Genomic DNA, 16,943 nt, shown 5'->3' with positions numbered 1-16,943 from the left:
CTCTGGCGGCCTTTTTTATTTTACGGCATTGACTGCTGAGCTGGACTGTTTACCGAATCAAAACCGGGAATTACACGAATATGACCACAATTGCCTTGACCGACTTATGGGTCTATCCGGCCCTGATGGGAGCCCTTTGGTGGCTCTTTGTCTGGCGAAAAAAACGGATTGAAAGCCGGAACCTTTCCCTGCAAAAAGAGGCGGTTGAAGCCGGTCTGACTGAACCGGCCTCGCTGCATCCCGTGATCAATACAAATCGCTGCCTCGGCTGCGGGTGTTGTATCAATGCCTGTCCGGAGCAGGGCGGGCATCATGTTCTCGGTCTGATCAACGGCAAGTCGACCCTGATCGAACCGACCCACTGTATCGGTCACGGCGCCTGCGCGGCAGCCTGCCCTCAGGACGCGATCACTCTGGTTTTTGGCACAGAGACGCGTGGGGTCGATATTCCCAAGGTCAAGCCGAACTTTGAAAGCAATGTCCCCGGACTTTTCATCGCCGGCGAACTGGGCGGTATGGGCTTGATCCGCAATGCGATTCGCCAGGGGTGTGCGGCGATGGAATCGATTCGCAAAGTTGAAGGGATCGGTCGTGGGAACCAACTCGATGTTCTGATTGTCGGTGCCGGTCCGGCCGGTTTTGCCGCAACCTTGAGTGCCAAGAGTCACAAGTTGCGCACCAAGACCATTGAGCAAGACACCCTGGGGGGGACGGTCTCGAAATTTCCGCGTGGCAAGCTGGTCATGACGGCACCGGTTGAGATTCCGCTGCTCGGGAAGGTTAATTTCAAGGAAACCACCAAGGAGAAATTGATGGCCTTCTGGTTGTCGGCAGAGAAAAAAACCGGAGTCAAGATCAACTATCAGGAGCGGGTGGAAATGATCCGCAAGAATGACCAGGGGTTTGAAGTTAAAACCAATAATGGCAGTTATCAGACCCGTACCGTTTTGCTCTCCCTGGGGCGCCGCGGGACGCCACGAACACTCGATGTACCGGGTGAAAACCAGCCCAAGGTGGTTTACCAGTTGATCGATCCGCAACAGTACCGCGGCCAGAAAGTGCTGGTTGTCGGCGGTGGCGACAGTGCCCTTGAAGCAGCAACCAGTATTGCTGCCGAACCGGGGACCACGGTGGCCATCTCCTACCGGAGCGAGGCGTTCTCCAGAGCCAAACCGAAAAATGTCGATCTGGCGAAAAAGACCGGTGAGGCCGGCCGGTTGCAGATTCTGCTCAAGTCCCAGGTCAAGGAGATCACTGAAACCAAGGTCCGGCTCGAATTTGAAGGGGAAGATCTGGAACTGGAGAACGATGCGGTCATTATCTGCGCCGGCGGCATTCTGCCGACCGGCTTTCTGAAAGATAGCGGAGTGCTGGTGGAGACGAAATATGGGACGCCATAAGTTGTCAGTTATCTGCCTGCTGTTCCTTGCATGTTCTCTGCTGGTGCAAGCAAAGCCGGTTCGGGCTGAACTGCCGGAAGGGATCAGCGCCGCAATCAGGGTGCGCGATTATAACCGGGCTGTTCAGCTGCTGAGGCCTCTTGCCGAGCAAGGGAATCGTGATGCCGAGTTCCTGCTCGCCGGTCTTTACCGGAGCGGACGCGGGGTCGAGACCGATCTGAAACAAGCGGCGAAATGGATGCTCAAGGCAGCAAAACACGGCGATCCAAGGGCTCAGCACAGTATTGGTGTCATGTACAGGAATGGAAGTGGCGTTCCTGCTGACCCTGCTGCAGCCAGAAACTGGCTGGCTACTGCCGAGACGAATGGAGTTCTCTCTCCGCCAGATTCCGGAGGAAAAGCAGTCGGCGAAGATCAGGGGGCTGGCCAGTCATCGACTCCGGAGCGGCAACAGCAGGCTCTGCTCAGGTTTTCCGACAGAGGTGACTTGGCGAAGGTTCGGCAACTTTTGAACGAAGGCGTCGATCCGAATTGCCGGGATGCCCAACAACATACCCCACTGATACTGGCGGCCAGAGAGGGGCATGTTGAAGTCGTGAAAACCCTTCTCGCCAGGGGGGCAGATATCAGATCTCGAGATATCTATGGCGATGACGCCCTCTTGCTGGCGACCAGCCATCAGCAGCTGACAACGGTCGGGGTTCTGACTCGGAAACAGGCTCCCGTCAATACCCGGGACATCCATGGCAATACGCCCTTGATTATTGCGGCAGGGAAAGGGGACCAGGGCCTGGTAGATCAGCTGATTGAGGCAAAGGCCGATCTGAACCTGGCTAACGATGAAGGCTGGACAGCGGCGCGCCTTGCCAAAAGTCGCGGTCATCGCAACCTTTCAGCTTATCTGGTGGCTCAGGGTGCCGCTCCGCCTGAAAATAAAAAAATTGAACGGGGCCCTCGCCTGTCACTGGCCGATGTGCTGCCGCCGCCTTCACCGAATAACCGTGCCAAGAAAAATGCCGATCCCTTTGCGGGCTGGTCAACATTAATGACCGCCTGTTGGCTCGGACAGGAGAGTACGGTCAGCAACCTCTTGCAAAAAGGGGCTCAGGTTAATGGTCGTGATCCTCTGGGCCATAGTGCGCTAAGCCTGGCAGCACGACAGGGGCAGAAAAAAATCATTCGGTCTCTACTTGATGCCGGTGCCGATCCAGATACCGGTTTGACCGAAGGAAAATCACCCCTTTCCTGGGCTGCCGAGCAGGATATGCCGGAAATAGTCCGGCGTCTTGTGCGCGCCGGAGCGAAAATTGATCAACCGGAAAAAGATGGCAGCACCCCCCTGATTGGTGCTGCGCGTGACGGAAACCTGGCCATCGTCAAGGTGCTGCTTGCCGCCGGTGCCGATGCCAACCGCACAAATCTGGCGGGTCGAACCGCACTGGCTTACGCTGCTCAATCAGGTCATCTGCCGGTTGTCAAGCAACTCTTAAGCGCCAGGGCCATAGTCGATGTGGTTAGTCCGCAGGGGGCCACCCCTCTATGGCTTGCCGCCCGTGAAGGGCACCGGGAGGTCGTAACCATTCTTCTGCAGCGCAAGGCAAAACACAGCGTGCGCGACAAGGCCGGGGTGACTCCTCTGGCCGTCGCCGCCCGGCAGGGGCATACGGCCACTGTTTCGGCTCTTTTGCAGGCGAAGGCTAATCCGGATGTCGCGACCAACGAAGGGAATACGCCGCTGGCCCTGGCCGCGATCAACGGCCATACCGCCGTCATGGAACTACTCATCCCTGTCGTTGACGATATCAACCACAAGAATCAGAACGGCAATACAGCGTTGATCCTCGCCGCTGCGGCAGGACGTGAAACCGCAGTCCGGTTGCTGCTCGACAGCAAAGCCAAGACTCATCTGCGCAACAAGAAAGATCTACAGGCAGAGGCACTGGCCTCCAATGACCAGATTCGTGACCTGATCAAAAACCGGGGGACATCCGGCGGCCGGATTTTTGGCTTGTAGTAAAACCGGACTTTCTTTTTTAAAGGATCATTGATGAATTCTGCACAGAAAAAGCAAGTATCTGCGGAACAAAAGCGGCCGACCCGCTTGCGCCAGGACCGTCCGGGCCGGCAGGCGGATGCAAGTGTTGACAGTATTCAGCAACATATCGTCGAACCCGGAGAGTTTGAGCAACAGTACTCCATGGGGATGGCCAACTACAAAAACCGCTTGTACGATCGTGCCCTGAAAAACTTTTCCATGGCGTCCAACAGTCCCGGCCGATTGGTCGACTGTATCGTCATGGGGGCTCAATGCCACCTGAAGAGGGGTCGGCTGAGAAAAGCCATCAACCTGTTGCAGCAAGGCCTGCGACTGAAAAAATTAACGGTTGCCCAGCGCCACCCCATACAGGAGCAGCTGCGAAAAATCGAGAAGGTTGCCGCCGCTTTGGGCGACAACCCTGATCAGCATCAGCTGAAGCTGTCGTCTCTGGCCGAATGGCATCTGACCCCCGTCGCCGAATGGGAACATCTGGCGATATCGGAATGGGAACAGTCGGTTACTGCCCAGTGGGAACAGTATCTCAAACCGGCTGCCCCGGTCGACGCCGAACCTTCTTCTCCGGCCGTACCGGTGGATGCTCCAGCACCTGAAAGCAAAACTGCAGCGGCTCCCGAAAGCAGCCCGGAACCTGCTGAAGTCGGGGCTTCAACTGAGGCGACACAGGATATGTTTGCCGCCCCGACATCACGCTGGATCAGCATGCCGGGGTACTTTCTGGCGATCAGTGTTCTGGTTGCGGGCTGGTTGCTGCGAGGCGAACAGTACCTGATCCCGAAAGAGGGCGTCGGTTATCTCTTCGGCATTATCGGCGGCCTGGCAATGGTTTCACAGCTGCTCTATCCATTGCGCAAAAAAAATCGCCTGATGCGTAACTGGGGAGCGACCCGCCACTGGTTCAGCGCCCATGTGGTATTCGGTATCCTCGGACCGATCCTGGTTTTGTTCCATGCCAACTTCAGTCTCGGCTCCATCAACAGTGCCGTTGTCCTCGGTTGTACCTTGCTGATTGCTCTCAGTGGTTTTTTCGGGCGCTATCTGTACACCCGGATTCATTATGGTCTGCATGGCGAGCGGCTCACTCTCAGCAAAATGAGCAAGGAGATCACTTCCAATCACAATAACCTGGCCTACGTTTTTGTTTACGCACCGATGCTCAGGCAACGGCTACTCAATTTCGAAAAATTGGTATTGACCCCCCCGAGCGGGGCAATTCAGGGTTTGCTGCGGGTCATTGTCATAAATATTCGCAAACGCTGGACCCGCAGGGTTCTGTTGTGGGGATTGCGGCGGGCACTGAAAATCACCGCGAAGCGCAATGACTGGCCAAAGCAGGAGTTGAAGCGACAGCTCAAAGCTGACCGAATATTGATCTCCAGGCATCTTGAGGCAGTCTTACGGGTGGCCGAGTTCAGCTTTTTTGAGAGATTTTTTGCTCTCTGGCACCTGTTTCATATGCCGATGTTCGTGTTGTTGATCGTCGCCGGTATCGTTCACGTCATCGCTGTACACATGTTTTGATCCGAATAGAAATTATGTGCAGACTCTTCATTATTATTTTGATTGCTTTGCTGCTCCCGTCGCTGTCTGTTCAGCAGGCGCAGGCCGAAGTGGTGCAACTGGTCATGCCCGGTCCGGTGATTGAGGGGCACGCCCGGTATGAAAGTGAGTGCAAACGCTGCCACCAACTGTTCAGTAAGACCTCACAGGGCCGGCTTTGTCTCGACTGTCACAAGCAGGTCGACGGGGATCTCCGGCGCAAGACCGGGTTTCATGGCAGAAACCGGGATGCGGCGCAAAAGGAGTGCAGTTTGTGTCACCCGGAGCACCAGGGGCGGACCGCCGACATCGTTCTGCTCGACGCGGAGACTTTTGACCATCGCCAAACTGATTTTGAGCTGATCGGTGCACACCTGCATGTTCAATGCAGTGGCTGCCACAATCCGAATAAGCTCAAGCCGGAGCTTCTCAATAAACCTGAAATAAAAGAGTGGGAGAAACGAAAATTCAGGAACGCTGCCAGCCAGTGCGTTTTTTGTCACAAGGAGATTGAACCTCACAAGGGGCGTCTGGGCAAAGAGTGCCAGAACTGTCATAAATCCACAACCTGGGCAGAAACCCGTTTCAACCACGAAAAAACGAGATTCCCGTTGCTGGGCGGGCACCGGAAAATCAGCTGTGCCCTCTGTCACCCGAATCAGCGATGGAAAGAGGTCCCGCGTGCTTGTTACGCCTGTCATCGGCTCAATGACGGCCATCAGGGAAATTATGGCAAGAAATGCGAAAACTGCCATACCCCGGAAGGAGCGCAGAAGCTGACTGATAAACAGGCCTCGGCATGGAAGTTTGTTCTGTTCGATCACAGCCGGACCAAGTTCCCGCTGCAAAACAAGCATCGGCAGGTTCAGTGCATCGCATGTCATCCTCGACAGCTTTACAATCAGAATCTGGATCCGGGTTGTGCATCATGCCACCGTTCGGAAGACCTGCATCGTGGCCGCTTCGGCAATAAATGCGAGGAGTGCCATCAGACCACCGGTTGGAAGAAGGGCCAGTTTAATCACGACAAGACGAAGTTTCCGTTGCGGTACAAGCACAGTAAACTGGCTTGCAGCAAGTGTCACTCCGGCAACCGGCAGGAACAGAAAAAAAAGGCGACCAACTGTTTCAGCTGTCATGAGCTGGATGATGCACATCGCTTGCAGCAGGGAAAACAATGCGAAAGTTGTCATAATCAGAGGGGCTGGCGGGTCGATGTCAGGTTTGAGCACGATCTGAGTCGTTTCCCGCTGATCGGAATTCATGCCACAGTCCCCTGTGAATCTTGCCATCTCGAAACGACATTCAAGAACGTATCAGGCGACTGTGCTGGTTGCCACGGCAAGGACGATCGCCATAAACAGCGACTGGGGAAGGATTGCGCGGCCTGCCATAATCCGAATGGCTGGGACCTCTGGTTGTTCGATCACGATACCCGGACAAAATTCAAGCTTGAGGGAGCGCATGCTTCTCTTGAATGTGTCGCCTGCCACCGGGACCCGGTTAAAGAAAAAATCCGCATCGGCAAGAGCTGTGGCAACTGTCACCGCAAGGACGATATCCATCGCGGCGATTTTGGTCGCGATTGCGACCGGTGCCATATTAGTAAAGATTTCAAACAACTCAGGATAACGAGATAGGTTATGTTTTTACCCCTGTCGCAGAGAAAAATACAGATGAATGGAATATTTTGTATGAGATATCAACCTTTCTTTCAGTCCGTACGGAGTCTGTTTCTGAGCCTGCTGATCCTCGGTTTTTTTCTGATCCCGGCCCCTGTCCATTCCGCCGGACCCTCAACCGTCATTTATGCGCTCAATCTTGAATCATCCTTAACGCCTGTGGGCGCAATCGACAATGTCGGTATGGGTAAACTCGGTTATCAGACCCTGTTCCGGAAAGACGGGCAGACCTGGCACCGGCTGCGCCTTGGGTTCTTTTCGAGCATGTCGGACGCCGAAGCTGCTCTGGACCGCTGGCGAAAGAATTATCCGGACGCCTGGATAACCCGGGTTTCCGTCAGCGAAAAACAGCTGGCACAGGCTGTTTCAAGCGCCGAAAAGCCGGCTGAATCAGCAGTCAGAAGCCCATCGTTTGATCACTTTACGACCGGCTTTCCACTCGAGGGTGAGCATGAGAACCTCCGCTGCGGGCGTTGTCATGTGAATGGGATCTTCAAGGGGACACCACGACAATGCTCCCCCTGTCACTCCGGTGGCGGCCGGATCGCGGCTCAAGGGGTATCGGCTAACCACATTCCGACACAGGGGGATTGTGACCTGTGTCACGCGTCCCAGGCCTGGTCAAAGGTCAGGATGGACCATAGCCTGGCAACCACGGCTAACTGCTCAGGTTGTCACAATAACAGTATGGCCATTGGCAAACCGGGGAATCATCCGGCCAGTAGTGGTCTCTGTTCCGCCTGTCACTCGACGATCAGCTGGCAAGCGACATTTTTTGATCACAACTCAATAACACAAACCTGTTTCAGCTGTCACAACGGCAACCCGATCCCGGGGAAAACGAGCCGCCATATTGCCAGCGACAATAACTGCGAAAACTGTCACCGGCCGACCGTATGGATTGATGCCACCTATGATCATTCCCTGGCAACCGGCCCCTGCTTCAACTGCCACAACGGGTCGTCGGTTCATGGTAAACCTGCGAATCACATCACTTCGACCAACAGTTGCGATGCCTGCCATGTCGCAGCGGCCTGGGCCAGTGTAGCAATGGATCACAGCCAGGCGACCGGTACCTGTTCCGGCTGTCATAACGGAACGGTGGCGCCGGGCAAGTCGGCGACCCACGTCCAGACCACTGTCCAATGCGATGCCTGTCATACGACAACAACCTTTGTCGGGGGTAAAGTAGACCATACGTCAATCACGGCCAGTTGTGGCAGCTGTCACAACGGCAGTACCGCTCCGGGGAAGAGTGCCACCCATATTACTTCGACCAATAATTGCGATGCCTGTCATGTCACCAATAACTGGGCGACGACCCGGATGGATCACAGCGCCGTGACCGGCACCTGCTCCGGCTGTCATAACGGAACGGTAGCACCGGGAAAGTCGGCAACGCATGTCCAGACCACGGCTCAATGCGATCTGTGTCATGGCACCAGCGCCTGGTTGCCGGCGAATATCGATCACACCAACGTCAGCGGCACCTGTTACAGCTGTCACAACGGCAGCACCGCTCCGGGGAAGAGTGCCACCCATATTACTTCGACCAACAGTTGCGATGCCTGTCATGTCACCAATAACTGGGCGACGATCCGGATGGATCACAGCGCCGTGACCGGCATCTGCACTACTTGTCATAACGGAACGGTAGCACCGGGAAAGTCGGCAACGCATGTCCAGACCACGGCTCAATGCGATCTGTGTCATAGCACCAGCGCCTGGTTGCCGGCGAATATCGATCACACCAACGTCAGCGGCACCTGTTACAGCTGTCACAACGGCAGCACGGCTCCAGGCAAGAGTGCCACCCATATTGCTTCGACGAATAATTGCGATGATTGCCACATCACCAATAACTGGGCGACGGTCCGGATGGATCATTCTGCTATTACCGGTAGTTGCACCAGCTGCCACAATGGAATAACTGCTCCCGGCAAACCGGGCACCCATATCCAGACCAGCGGCCCGTGCGATCTCTGCCATTCGACTCTGGCCTGGACGCCGGCCAGCTTTGATCATTCCGCTGCCGCCGGAGTTTGCTCCAGCTGTCATAACGGCACTACAGCGACCGGTACTCCGGGCGGGCATTTTGTGACGACACAACAGTGCGACAGCTGTCATCGAACCACCGGCTGGGCGACCATCAGTTTCAATCATAGCTCATCTGCATATCCCGGAACCCATCGTTCCAGCGTCACTTGCGTGAACTGCCATACCGGCAACAGCCAGATTGTTGCCTGGCCGACCGCAGCCTACAAGCCTGATTGTGCCGGCTGCCACGCCAACGATTATAGGGCTGACGAGCATAGGAAAGTCAGTGGTGGCGCCTATTACACCGTCAGTGAACTGCGCAATTGTGCCGGCGCCTGTCACACCTATACCGACAGTACCCTGTCGACGATTTCGCGCAGCCGAAACAGCGAACATCGCTCCAACGGGAGTTTTTAGATGATTCGATCAATTCGTGCGATAGCCTTGTTTATCTTCCTGATCGGTATTGGCCTGCTCGATGGTACCGCGTTCGCCCTGGCCGAAGTAACGGTCGTCGATTCAGTCGATGTCAAAACCGCCGGACCGACGACCAAGATAGAGCTGAATTTTGGCATGCCGATGCAATACCAGAATCATTCGCCAATCGGAAAAGGAGACCTGCTGCAGATCGAGTTGCGCGCCCTTGGCGATCCGAGACAACTCTCTGACCTGGATCGTCCGAAAAATCTGAGTTGGAACCGGCAAAGTAGCGGCGCGTTGACCGAGATCAGTTACGAAGCCGATGCAAGTGGACGGGTCCAATTGCTGCTTCGCTTTGCAGATGAGGTGTATTTTAATCGGCTGGGCAGTGCAGACCCTCGTCTGCTGAAAATTATTGTCACCCGCGACATCCCAGAGGCGACTCCTCCCGAAACAAAAACCCGTTATGCGATCAACCTGGAATCGAAGTTGGCCGAGCTTGATCTGGCCGCTTTGCCGCAGCCAGATCTCCTCAAGCGGTATCAACTTTACAGTACAAAGTTCACGCAGAATGGACGTCCCTGGTATAGCCTCTGGCTCGGCTTTTTCGACAATGAGCGATCAGCCAATGAAGTTTTCGGTCGCCTGAAAAAAGACTTTCCGCACGCCTGGGTGACCGTGGCACCGCAGAATACTCGACATTTGACCCGGGAAGTTTTTCCTCCATCATCTGCTGTCGGAGCTCAACCGGAGGCTCTTGTTACCGTCGGGAAAAGTGCGCGGCCTCTGCGTGCCGATGCGTATGAGCAGGCATTGTTTGATGAAGGGAAGGCGGCAATGATCGCCGGGAACTATCGACGCGCGGTTCAGGTTTACACCCGCCTGGTCCAGTCCGGTGATCCGGGTGTCCGGCAGCAGGCACAGGAGTTTCTCGGTTTGGCCCGGGAGCGCAACGGTCAGTTGGCTCATGCCCGGGCAGAATATGAAACCTATCTTGAGCTTTATCCTGAAGCTGAAGGATTTGCGCGGGTCAAGCAGCGCCTGGCAGGTCTGTTGACCGCGCATGAAACGCCAAAGGAAAAGTTGCGTCAAGCCAAAGAAGCATTGTCCGAAAATCAGTGGCAGCTTGAGGAATATGGCAGCTTCTACCAGTATTATGATCGTGATGTGACTAACTCAGACACTACCGGTCACATCGTCAACCGTGATTCCCTGAGTAGCAACCTTGACGCCAATGTCCGTTTGCGAAGCGATAATTATGATGTGCGCGCGGCCTTTGTCGGCGGTTTTGAAAACAACTACTTGCCGGACGGTGAAGACGAATCGACCATCAGTTCCCTCTATATTGACACCCTGGCGCGAAAAATCGATCTGTCGGCCCGGATCGGCAGGCAAACACGCAGCAGTGGCGGCGTGCTCGGGCGGTTTGATGGCGGTTTGTTGCGCTGGCAGCTGCATGACATGGTGGCAATGAATCTGGTCGGTGGTTATCCTGTTGCTTCGGCGGCCGATACGACCATCGATACCGAACGACCCTTCTACGGAGTCAGCATTTACCTGGGGACCTTTGCCAACCGCTGGAATGTTAGTACTTACTACATTACCCAGGAAAATGACGGGGTGCTTGATCGGCAGGCGGTTGGCGGCGAAGTGCGTTATTTTGATCCGACCCTGTCGTTCTTCAGCCTGGTCGATTACGATACCTCTTACTCGGAGTTGAATACCGCATTGCTGACGGCGAACTGGCAGCTTCCGGGTAAAACATCATTGAACCTGTCAGTCGATTACCGCAACAGTCCCGTATTGATGACCAGTAACGCTCTGCAAGGGCAACCTGTCTATTCCATCAGCGAATTACAGGCGCTCTACACCGATGAAGAAATACGCCAACTGGCCCTCGACAGAACCGCTAAAAGTACCTCCTATACTTTTGGTGTTACTCAACCATTGACGCAAAAATTTCAACTCAGCGGCGATGTGACCGCATCGAGGTTTTCCAGCACGCCAGCTTCGGGTGGTGTCGCCGCGCAACCGGGGACCGACACGGAATTATATTATTCTCTGCAACTCATCGGCAGCAGTCTGTTTAAGGTTGGTGATATCGCTATTTTCGGATTAAGGTATTCGGACAGCACCAGTTCCAAGCTTTACTCGGCGAACGTCAACACCCGTTATCCCGTGACCCGGAATTTCCGTGTCAACCCCAGGGTTGTTTACGACTATCGGACCAATAAATTAGATGATGGCAGCCTGTGGAAGTTCCGGCCCCTCCTGCGGCTGGATTATGTCCTGAAAAGACAATACCACTTCGAGTTTGAGGGGGGTGGCGAGTGGTCAAGTGAAAAGACTGCTGGTCTGCAGGAAGATCGCCGGGGTTACTTTTTTACGGTCGGCTACCGGGTTGAGTTTTGATCCGGATTTGTTTGCGGATTGTGACTGAACCGTTCGAGAGAAAGGGCCGCAATTCCAGGCCAGGATGCCCGATCACTTCACCAGCGAGATCGCCGGCGTGCCCGGTTCGGTCGGCTCATCAATGTTGGCTGCCTTGATGCGCCCGACAATATGCCCCGGGATGGCGACCCCGAGCTGAACCCCGAGCTGGACCGGGTAACTGATCGGCGTGAACCAGGATGCGAGCCCCAATCCTTCGCCGGCGATATAAGTCCCGTAGGCGGGATAGAGGATTTTGTAATCTTTTCGCTCCTCCTCGGGTAGCTCCCTGTCCCGTACATAACCGATAGCATCTCCGGTGGCGACGGCCTCCTGGTAGAGGGGAAAGAGCGGGATCATGCGAGCGGCGGCGTAGCTTCCCTTGTGCTCCCGCGTCGCGAAATCCTTGGCGTGCGCGCCCTCGTGCACAGCGATTGAACTGTGGTCAGAGTAAATATTGATGGTGTTGGTGTACGGGTTGTAATTGTCTCCGCCAAAAACACGTCCCGGCTTGATGGTGTAAAAGGTAGTGGCGATGACACCAAAGGTGTAGCGCCAGAAGCCGTTGATCGAGCGGTTGAGCACCAGCCGGCGCCACTCGCCGCCCGGCGCATACTGGTTGATGCGGACTTTGACATTGTCGAGGTCGTTGGCGGCAAGGTAGGCGCTGAGCGCTGCCTCGGTCTCGGCGGAGACGTTATGATTATCGACCCGCCAGTTCCAGAGGATCAGCTTGCTCGGCAGGGAAAAGAAGTAGTGACCGATGCCATCGACGAAGGCAACCGGTCGGCCGCGCTCAATCTGCGCCTCGCCCGGTCGCAGCTCGAGTAAATTCGGCGCCTCGATATTCTCGGTGTACTGGTAAGGGACGGCGGCGCATCCGGAGAGGAGCAGCAGTGCCAGTCCCAATGCCGCCAGGGGGATGATTCTCATTTTGTTCTCCTCTTCAGTGTAATCAGGCTCTTTTGTGGGCCGTCAGCACCCTGTTTTGCAGCCGTGACGCCACCGTCGTCGGTCCGCGACCGACAATCAGGATCTCTTGTCCTTCAAATAACTTTGCCGGCATTTCCATTCTTGCTCTTGGTGGCCGGAACCCGGCAATTTAAGGATGCTAGCAATTTACTGTAATTGAATAACAAGGTCAAAGAGAGATAACTCTTGCTTGTCTTCGCGCAGTGCTTGAAAAGGCGACATTGCAAAAGCCCGGAATTCTTGCTGCTGACGTTCAAGCTGAATTCCTGCTGCAAATCTGTCCCGCAGGCCGAGAAAATATTTCTGATAAAAAAAGGATGCGGCCCCATTTCCGGGGCCACATCCTTTGTGTCTCGGTTTTCCGCGCAGGACTCGAGCTGTCCGATGTCATTCCTGTTTTACAACGAGTGCCTTATCGAACCTGGGCTGTTAAGTTTTATTGCAGGGTGTCTCTGACTTCCTGCAGATAGCTCTCGCCGATTTTCTGTCCCCATTCTTCATAGATACCGGCCGCTTTTTTCTCCAGCGTACGACGGTCCTGGTCGGAGAGCGAGATGAACTCGATACCGTTTTGTTTGGCGTCGGCGATCTGCTCCTGCTGCTGCTGACGGGTCATCTTGCGGGCCTCGGCACTCTCTTCGCGGACGACTTTGAGGAAGGTTGTGCGCAAATCTTCGGGAAGCTTGTTCAGCCATTTCCGATTGATAATGTGTACATACAACCCCTGGGCGTAGTTGAGCTCGGTATAGTATTTGGCAATGGTGAATTTTTTTGAAATGTTGCAGACGATCGGGGTGTGATCAAGGCCGTCGATAACCCCGGTTTGCAGGGCCTGGGGCACATCGGGCCAGGGCAGAACCGTGAATTTCAGGCCCCAGGCTTTGTAGGCATCGATATTGACCGGAGCCTGGGCAATCCGGAAATTAACGGTTCGGGCGTCAGCGAGGTTCCTCACCGGCTTGGTTGTCGCCCAGCCGTAACTGCCGTATCCGGTAAAATCGATCGCCTGCAGGCCGGCTTGCAGCGGAGCATCACGAAACGGCTCCCAGAGTTCCGGTGTTATGCGGAAGCGGTCGAGCTTTTCGAAGCTGTCGATGACAAACGGCAGGTTGACAATCCCGAGCTTCGGCGAAATGTTGGCCGCCGCGACCGAGGAACTCATCATGCCCTGCACCGCACCGAGTTTGAGCTTGTTGATGACATCCTTTTCCCCGCCGAGCTGGCTCAAAGGGCGGAAGTCGACGTAAATCTGGCCGTTCGACTCCTGCCAGATGCGGTCGCGGATGCGGAACCCGGCGGCGACCCCTTCGATCGCCGGGTGGCCGACGCAGGAAAGCAGGTAGGTGTACTTCGCTCCGGAAGGATCAAAGTCCGGTTTCCATTGCGCCAGGGGATCCTTGGCCGCTCCGGCCGGTAAGGCCATCAGCCCGATAAAGAGCAGGGTGATCGTCAACAGTTTTGCCGGGGTTTTGAATATCATGTCATCTCCTTTAGGCATTAAAAATAGGTCATTCCGGCGAGCATAACCGAGCGCAAATAACAGGTCAAGAACTCCGTAATTGTTTGGTGCGATCAAACATTTAGCAGTGAATTCAAAAGGTTATTGAGATATAAAGAGAAATTTAATAGACGGAGTTAAAGTCAGGAGGTCGGGCGCGAAATTAATAAAAAAATGGTACAATTTTCTTATGAAAACGCTTGAAGTCTTCTTCGATTATATCTGACCCTGGTGTTATTTCGGTGCCGTGCGTATCGAGCAGTTGCGTCGCGAATTTGAATTTGATCTCACCTGGAGAGTATTCCCGCTGCATCCGGAGATTCCGGAAGAGGGGATGACCCTGGAAGAGCTGTTCAGTGGCAGGATCGATATTGCAGCGATAATGACCCGTCTCAACGGGGTCGCCTCCGAACTCGAACTCCCTTTCGGTAAAAGGATTCGCACCTACAACAGCCGCCGGGCTCAGGAGCTCGGAAAATGGGCCGAAGATGTGAACCGGGGAGACCAGTTTAAAAAAACGATTTACCATGCCTATTTTGTCGATGGTCGTAATATTGCGCAGCCGCATGAGTTGACCGCTCTTGCCTCGATGATCGATCTCGATCCGGGCGAAGCCCGGCAGGTCCTCGATCAAGAATGTTACGCCGCTGCCGTTGATGCCGACTGGCAGCGGGCGAGCGAACTTGGCGTGACCGCCGTACCAACCGTTGTTTATGGCGATCGGCAGCTGGTTGGTTTCCAGGCTTACGATAATTATCGGCGGCTGCTTGCCGCGAATGATTCCGGGCTAGCTGGACCGTTTGGAAAAAATAATCGATAAATATTACAGCATCTGCTGAAAATAAACCATTATCGTATAGACTGTTCAGACGGGCGATGCGGTTTGTTTGCAGTCCGCTGATAACTGCCTTCCTCCAACCACAATCAACTCCAGACCTGAACTGGCAGAACACCAATGATCTATCCGGAAATCAGCGGATGGCTGCTTGTCCTTTTTGCTTTTTTAAGGCGGAAAATTGTTAGTTCTAACTGTAGTGGCGGAGAGGAACGATGCAAAAGACTTCAAAAGATCAGGGAGATTGGGTTAAGGGACGCTGTACTGTTTGTCGGGATGTGACAAGGCACACGGTTCTGGCCGCAGAGGGAGAAAAACTGACTCTGGTCAGGTGCAATCAATGTGAAGACCAGCACAAGTTTAAATCACCACCCCCGTCGAAAGCCGAAAAAGTCGTCATTGCTGCGGCACGGGCCAAGGCGAAAAGCGAGGCTGCAGATCGGGAAAGATGGGCACAGATGCGTCCGGAGATGACCGATGACCGGGCCAAGAATTATTCCATGGATGGTCTGTTCAGGAAAAAGGATGTGATTAAGCATCCGGTTTTCGGCTTCGGTATGGTCGAAAAGAAGGCGGGTCCACGCAAAGTGGAAGTATTGTTTGCAGATGGTCGCAAGGTGATGCGCTGCCAATAGTCAGAACGGCCAGGCAAAACAGATACATTGATTCTTGGTCGCCTGTTACGGGGACGTCTCGTTCTGCTGCCGGGAATCCCACTCTTGATCCTTTTTCCTGATTGTGCCCGTTTGAGCGGGATGATGCACCGGAATGAAAAATGGTACAGCATCCAGCGATTTACCTCGAAGATTCTGGCAAAGAGGTCGACCCTGTTGCCGATTGGAGCGTTGTCGAAACTCTTGCTCGAAAGGGTGCATAGCTCGGTATTACGGGGTTTCGCCGGTTGGTTGATGACTCAAGTCTTGGCGGATTTAAAAAAAATTAAAAATTATCATTTTTTGCTTGCAAATGAAAATCGTTTTCAGTATAGTTGTTTCAAATGAAGCCTGTTGTGGCAGGCGGGCTTCAGGTTAAACCTTCTTCCTCCTTTATTGAAACGCAGACAGACCGCCGGTTCCGAATGGAACCGGCGGTCTTCGTTTATGATCCACTTATACGTGGTTTCTTAGTTTCAATTCAACCGGATGGGGTTCGAGATAGACCTGGTCTTTCAGGTAGCTCTGTTCGTACTTGCGCACGAAATGGTTGAGCAGGGTGAGTGGTACGATCAACGGGACATACTGATTACGATACCGGTTGATCAGATCAAGGGCTTCTTTTTTTTCATCGCTGCTGAGCTGCTTTTTGAAATACCCGAGGATGTGTTGCAATACATTGACGTTTTTGCTGTGCGTGGTCTTCAGGCGAAGTGCCTTGCCGAGCAGGACGATATACTGATCATAAAGTTCATCGATGGTAAATGATTTTGCTGCTGCTACCAGCTTTCCCAATTCGCGGTACAGCTCCGGGCTGTGGGCCATGACGAGCAGTTTGTGCTGGGTATGGAAGTCGACGAGATTGCCCCGAGTTTTGCCGGCGGCCATCGATTCGCGCAATCTTTTGAAGGTGAAGATACTCTCGATAAAGTTTTCGCGAAGTTTCGGGTCGTGCAGTCGCCCGTCCTCTTCGACCGGCAGTAGCGGAAAGTGTTCCATGAAAGCTCTGGCGAACAGACCGACTCCGACTTTGTTCGGGACGCCGTTCTTGTCGTACAGGCGCACGCGTTCCATGCCGCTGCTCGGGGATTTGCTCTTGAAGACAAAACCGCACAGCTCCTCTTTTTCGAGATCACGGACCCTTCGTTCAGCCCATTCGTTCATCCTTTCAGTTATGTCTTCGCCGTTCCTGGAAAAAACCAGCCGTTGGTTTTCGGGGTCGCCGATCAGCCGCAAGGCGTCCCGGGGGGTCGGCAGCCCGACCTCGACTTCCGGGCATACCGGTACATAATCGACATACTGGCCGAGGGTGTCGACCAGGAACCGGTCGAGTTTATGGCCGCCGTCGAACCTGACTTTTTCACCGAGCAGGCAGGAGCTGATCCCGAGGCGTATTTTATCCGACATGGCTTTCTCCTTTT

Annotated in this window: 15 protein-coding genes; 8 read left to right on the top strand and 7 right to left on the bottom strand. The window is 54.4% G+C overall.

Features of this window, described 5'->3' with window-relative positions; all coding sequences use genetic code 11:
- The first annotated feature begins 80 nt into the window (after positions 1–80).
- The 3 genes from C0623_13795 to C0623_13785 are packed head-to-tail and all read left to right on the top strand — an operon-like array spanning position 81 to position 4,977.
- Entirely contained in the window at positions 81–1,400 is a 1,320-nt protein-coding gene (locus tag C0623_13795; GenBank protein ID PLX98118.1) for a 4Fe-4S ferredoxin, read from the top strand.
- Positions 1,387–3,414, top strand: a complete 2,028-nt coding sequence (locus C0623_13790) for a hypothetical protein (protein ID PLX98117.1) — start codon at positions 1,387–1,389, stop codon at positions 3,412–3,414. Before C0623_13795 ends, C0623_13790 begins: the two co-directional genes overlap by 14 nt.
- A gap of 33 nt (positions 3,415–3,447) precedes the next feature.
- Positions 3,448–4,977 carry a hypothetical protein gene (locus C0623_13785; protein PLX98116.1) on the top strand — a complete coding sequence of 510 codons (1,530 nt, stop codon included), beginning with the start codon at positions 3,448–3,450 and terminating at the stop codon, positions 4,975–4,977.
- 182 nt (positions 4,978–5,159) lie between these two features.
- Here C0623_13785 and C0623_13780 read toward each other — a convergent pair whose 3' ends face one another.
- From C0623_13780 to C0623_13770, 3 genes are read right to left on the bottom strand one after another with little or no spacing between them, the layout of a single operon-like run.
- Complete coding sequence (locus tag C0623_13780) at positions 5,160–5,879, bottom strand: hypothetical protein (GenBank protein PLX98115.1); 720 nt, start codon at positions 5,877–5,879, stop codon at positions 5,160–5,162.
- A 42-nt stretch (positions 5,880–5,921) separates the two neighbouring features.
- On the bottom strand, positions 5,922–6,260 hold the full coding sequence (locus C0623_13775) for a hypothetical protein (GenBank protein ID PLX98114.1): 339 nt from the start codon (positions 6,258–6,260) through the stop codon (positions 5,922–5,924).
- A 51-nt stretch (positions 6,261–6,311) separates the two neighbouring features.
- A complete protein-coding gene (locus tag C0623_13770) occupies positions 6,312–6,617 on the bottom strand; it encodes a hypothetical protein (GenBank protein ID PLX98113.1) in 306 nt (101 codons plus the stop codon).
- A gap of 72 nt (positions 6,618–6,689) precedes the next feature.
- On the opposite strand from C0623_13770, the gene C0623_13765 reads away from it, so the two are divergent.
- Together C0623_13765 and C0623_13760 are read left to right on the top strand one after the other, a co-directional pair.
- A complete protein-coding gene (locus tag C0623_13765; protein PLX98112.1) occupies positions 6,690–9,131 on the top strand; it encodes a cytochrome C in 2,442 nt (813 codons plus the stop codon).
- Positions 9,132–11,546 (top strand): hypothetical protein, encoded by a 2,415-nt coding sequence (locus tag C0623_13760; protein PLX98111.1) that lies wholly within the window; start codon positions 9,132–9,134, stop codon positions 11,544–11,546.
- Positions 11,547–11,618: 72 nt separating this feature from the next.
- On the opposite strand, the gene C0623_13755 is transcribed toward C0623_13760, so the two are convergent.
- From C0623_13755 to C0623_13745, 3 genes are all read right to left on the bottom strand, one after another.
- Complete coding sequence (locus C0623_13755; GenBank protein ID PLX98110.1) at positions 11,619–12,497, bottom strand: hypothetical protein; 879 nt, start codon at positions 12,495–12,497, stop codon at positions 11,619–11,621.
- Positions 12,498–12,610: 113 nt separating this feature from the next.
- Entirely contained in the window at positions 12,611–12,865 is a 255-nt protein-coding gene (locus C0623_13750) for a hypothetical protein (GenBank protein PLX98109.1), read from the bottom strand.
- A gap of 107 nt (positions 12,866–12,972) precedes the next feature.
- The gene (locus C0623_13745) at positions 12,973–14,016 is read right to left on the bottom strand and encodes a C4-dicarboxylate ABC transporter substrate-binding protein (protein PLX98108.1); all 1,044 of its coding nucleotides are present in this window, start codon (positions 14,014–14,016) and stop codon (positions 12,973–12,975) included.
- Between the two features lie 265 nt (positions 14,017–14,281).
- On the opposite strand from C0623_13745, the gene C0623_13740 reads away from it, so the two are divergent.
- The 3 genes from C0623_13740 to C0623_13730 all read left to right on the top strand — a co-directional run bounded on the left by C0623_13740 (position 14,282) and on the right by C0623_13730 (position 15,870).
- The gene (locus C0623_13740) at positions 14,282–14,854 is read left to right on the top strand and encodes a hypothetical protein (protein PLX98107.1); all 573 of its coding nucleotides are present in this window, start codon (positions 14,282–14,284) and stop codon (positions 14,852–14,854) included.
- A 230-nt stretch (positions 14,855–15,084) separates the two neighbouring features.
- Positions 15,085–15,504, top strand: a complete 420-nt coding sequence (locus tag C0623_13735) for a hypothetical protein (protein PLX98106.1) — start codon at positions 15,085–15,087, stop codon at positions 15,502–15,504.
- A gap of 27 nt (positions 15,505–15,531) precedes the next feature.
- Positions 15,532–15,870 (top strand): hypothetical protein, encoded by a 339-nt coding sequence (locus C0623_13730; GenBank protein ID PLX98105.1) that lies wholly within the window; start codon positions 15,532–15,534, stop codon positions 15,868–15,870.
- Positions 15,871–15,978: 108 nt separating this feature from the next.
- On the opposite strand, the gene C0623_13725 is transcribed toward C0623_13730, so the two are convergent.
- Positions 15,979–16,929, bottom strand: a complete 951-nt coding sequence (locus tag C0623_13725; GenBank protein PLX98104.1) for a DUF1722 domain-containing protein — start codon at positions 16,927–16,929, stop codon at positions 15,979–15,981.
- Between the last annotated feature and the right edge of the window lie 14 nt (positions 16,930–16,943).

The organism is Desulfuromonas sp., assembly GCA_002869615.1.
Classification (GTDB): Bacteria; Desulfobacterota; Desulfuromonadia; order Desulfuromonadales; family UBA2294; genus BM707.
The sequence above is the reverse complement of the archived record's forward strand: the minus strand, read 5'-3'. Positions and strand labels throughout refer to the sequence as shown.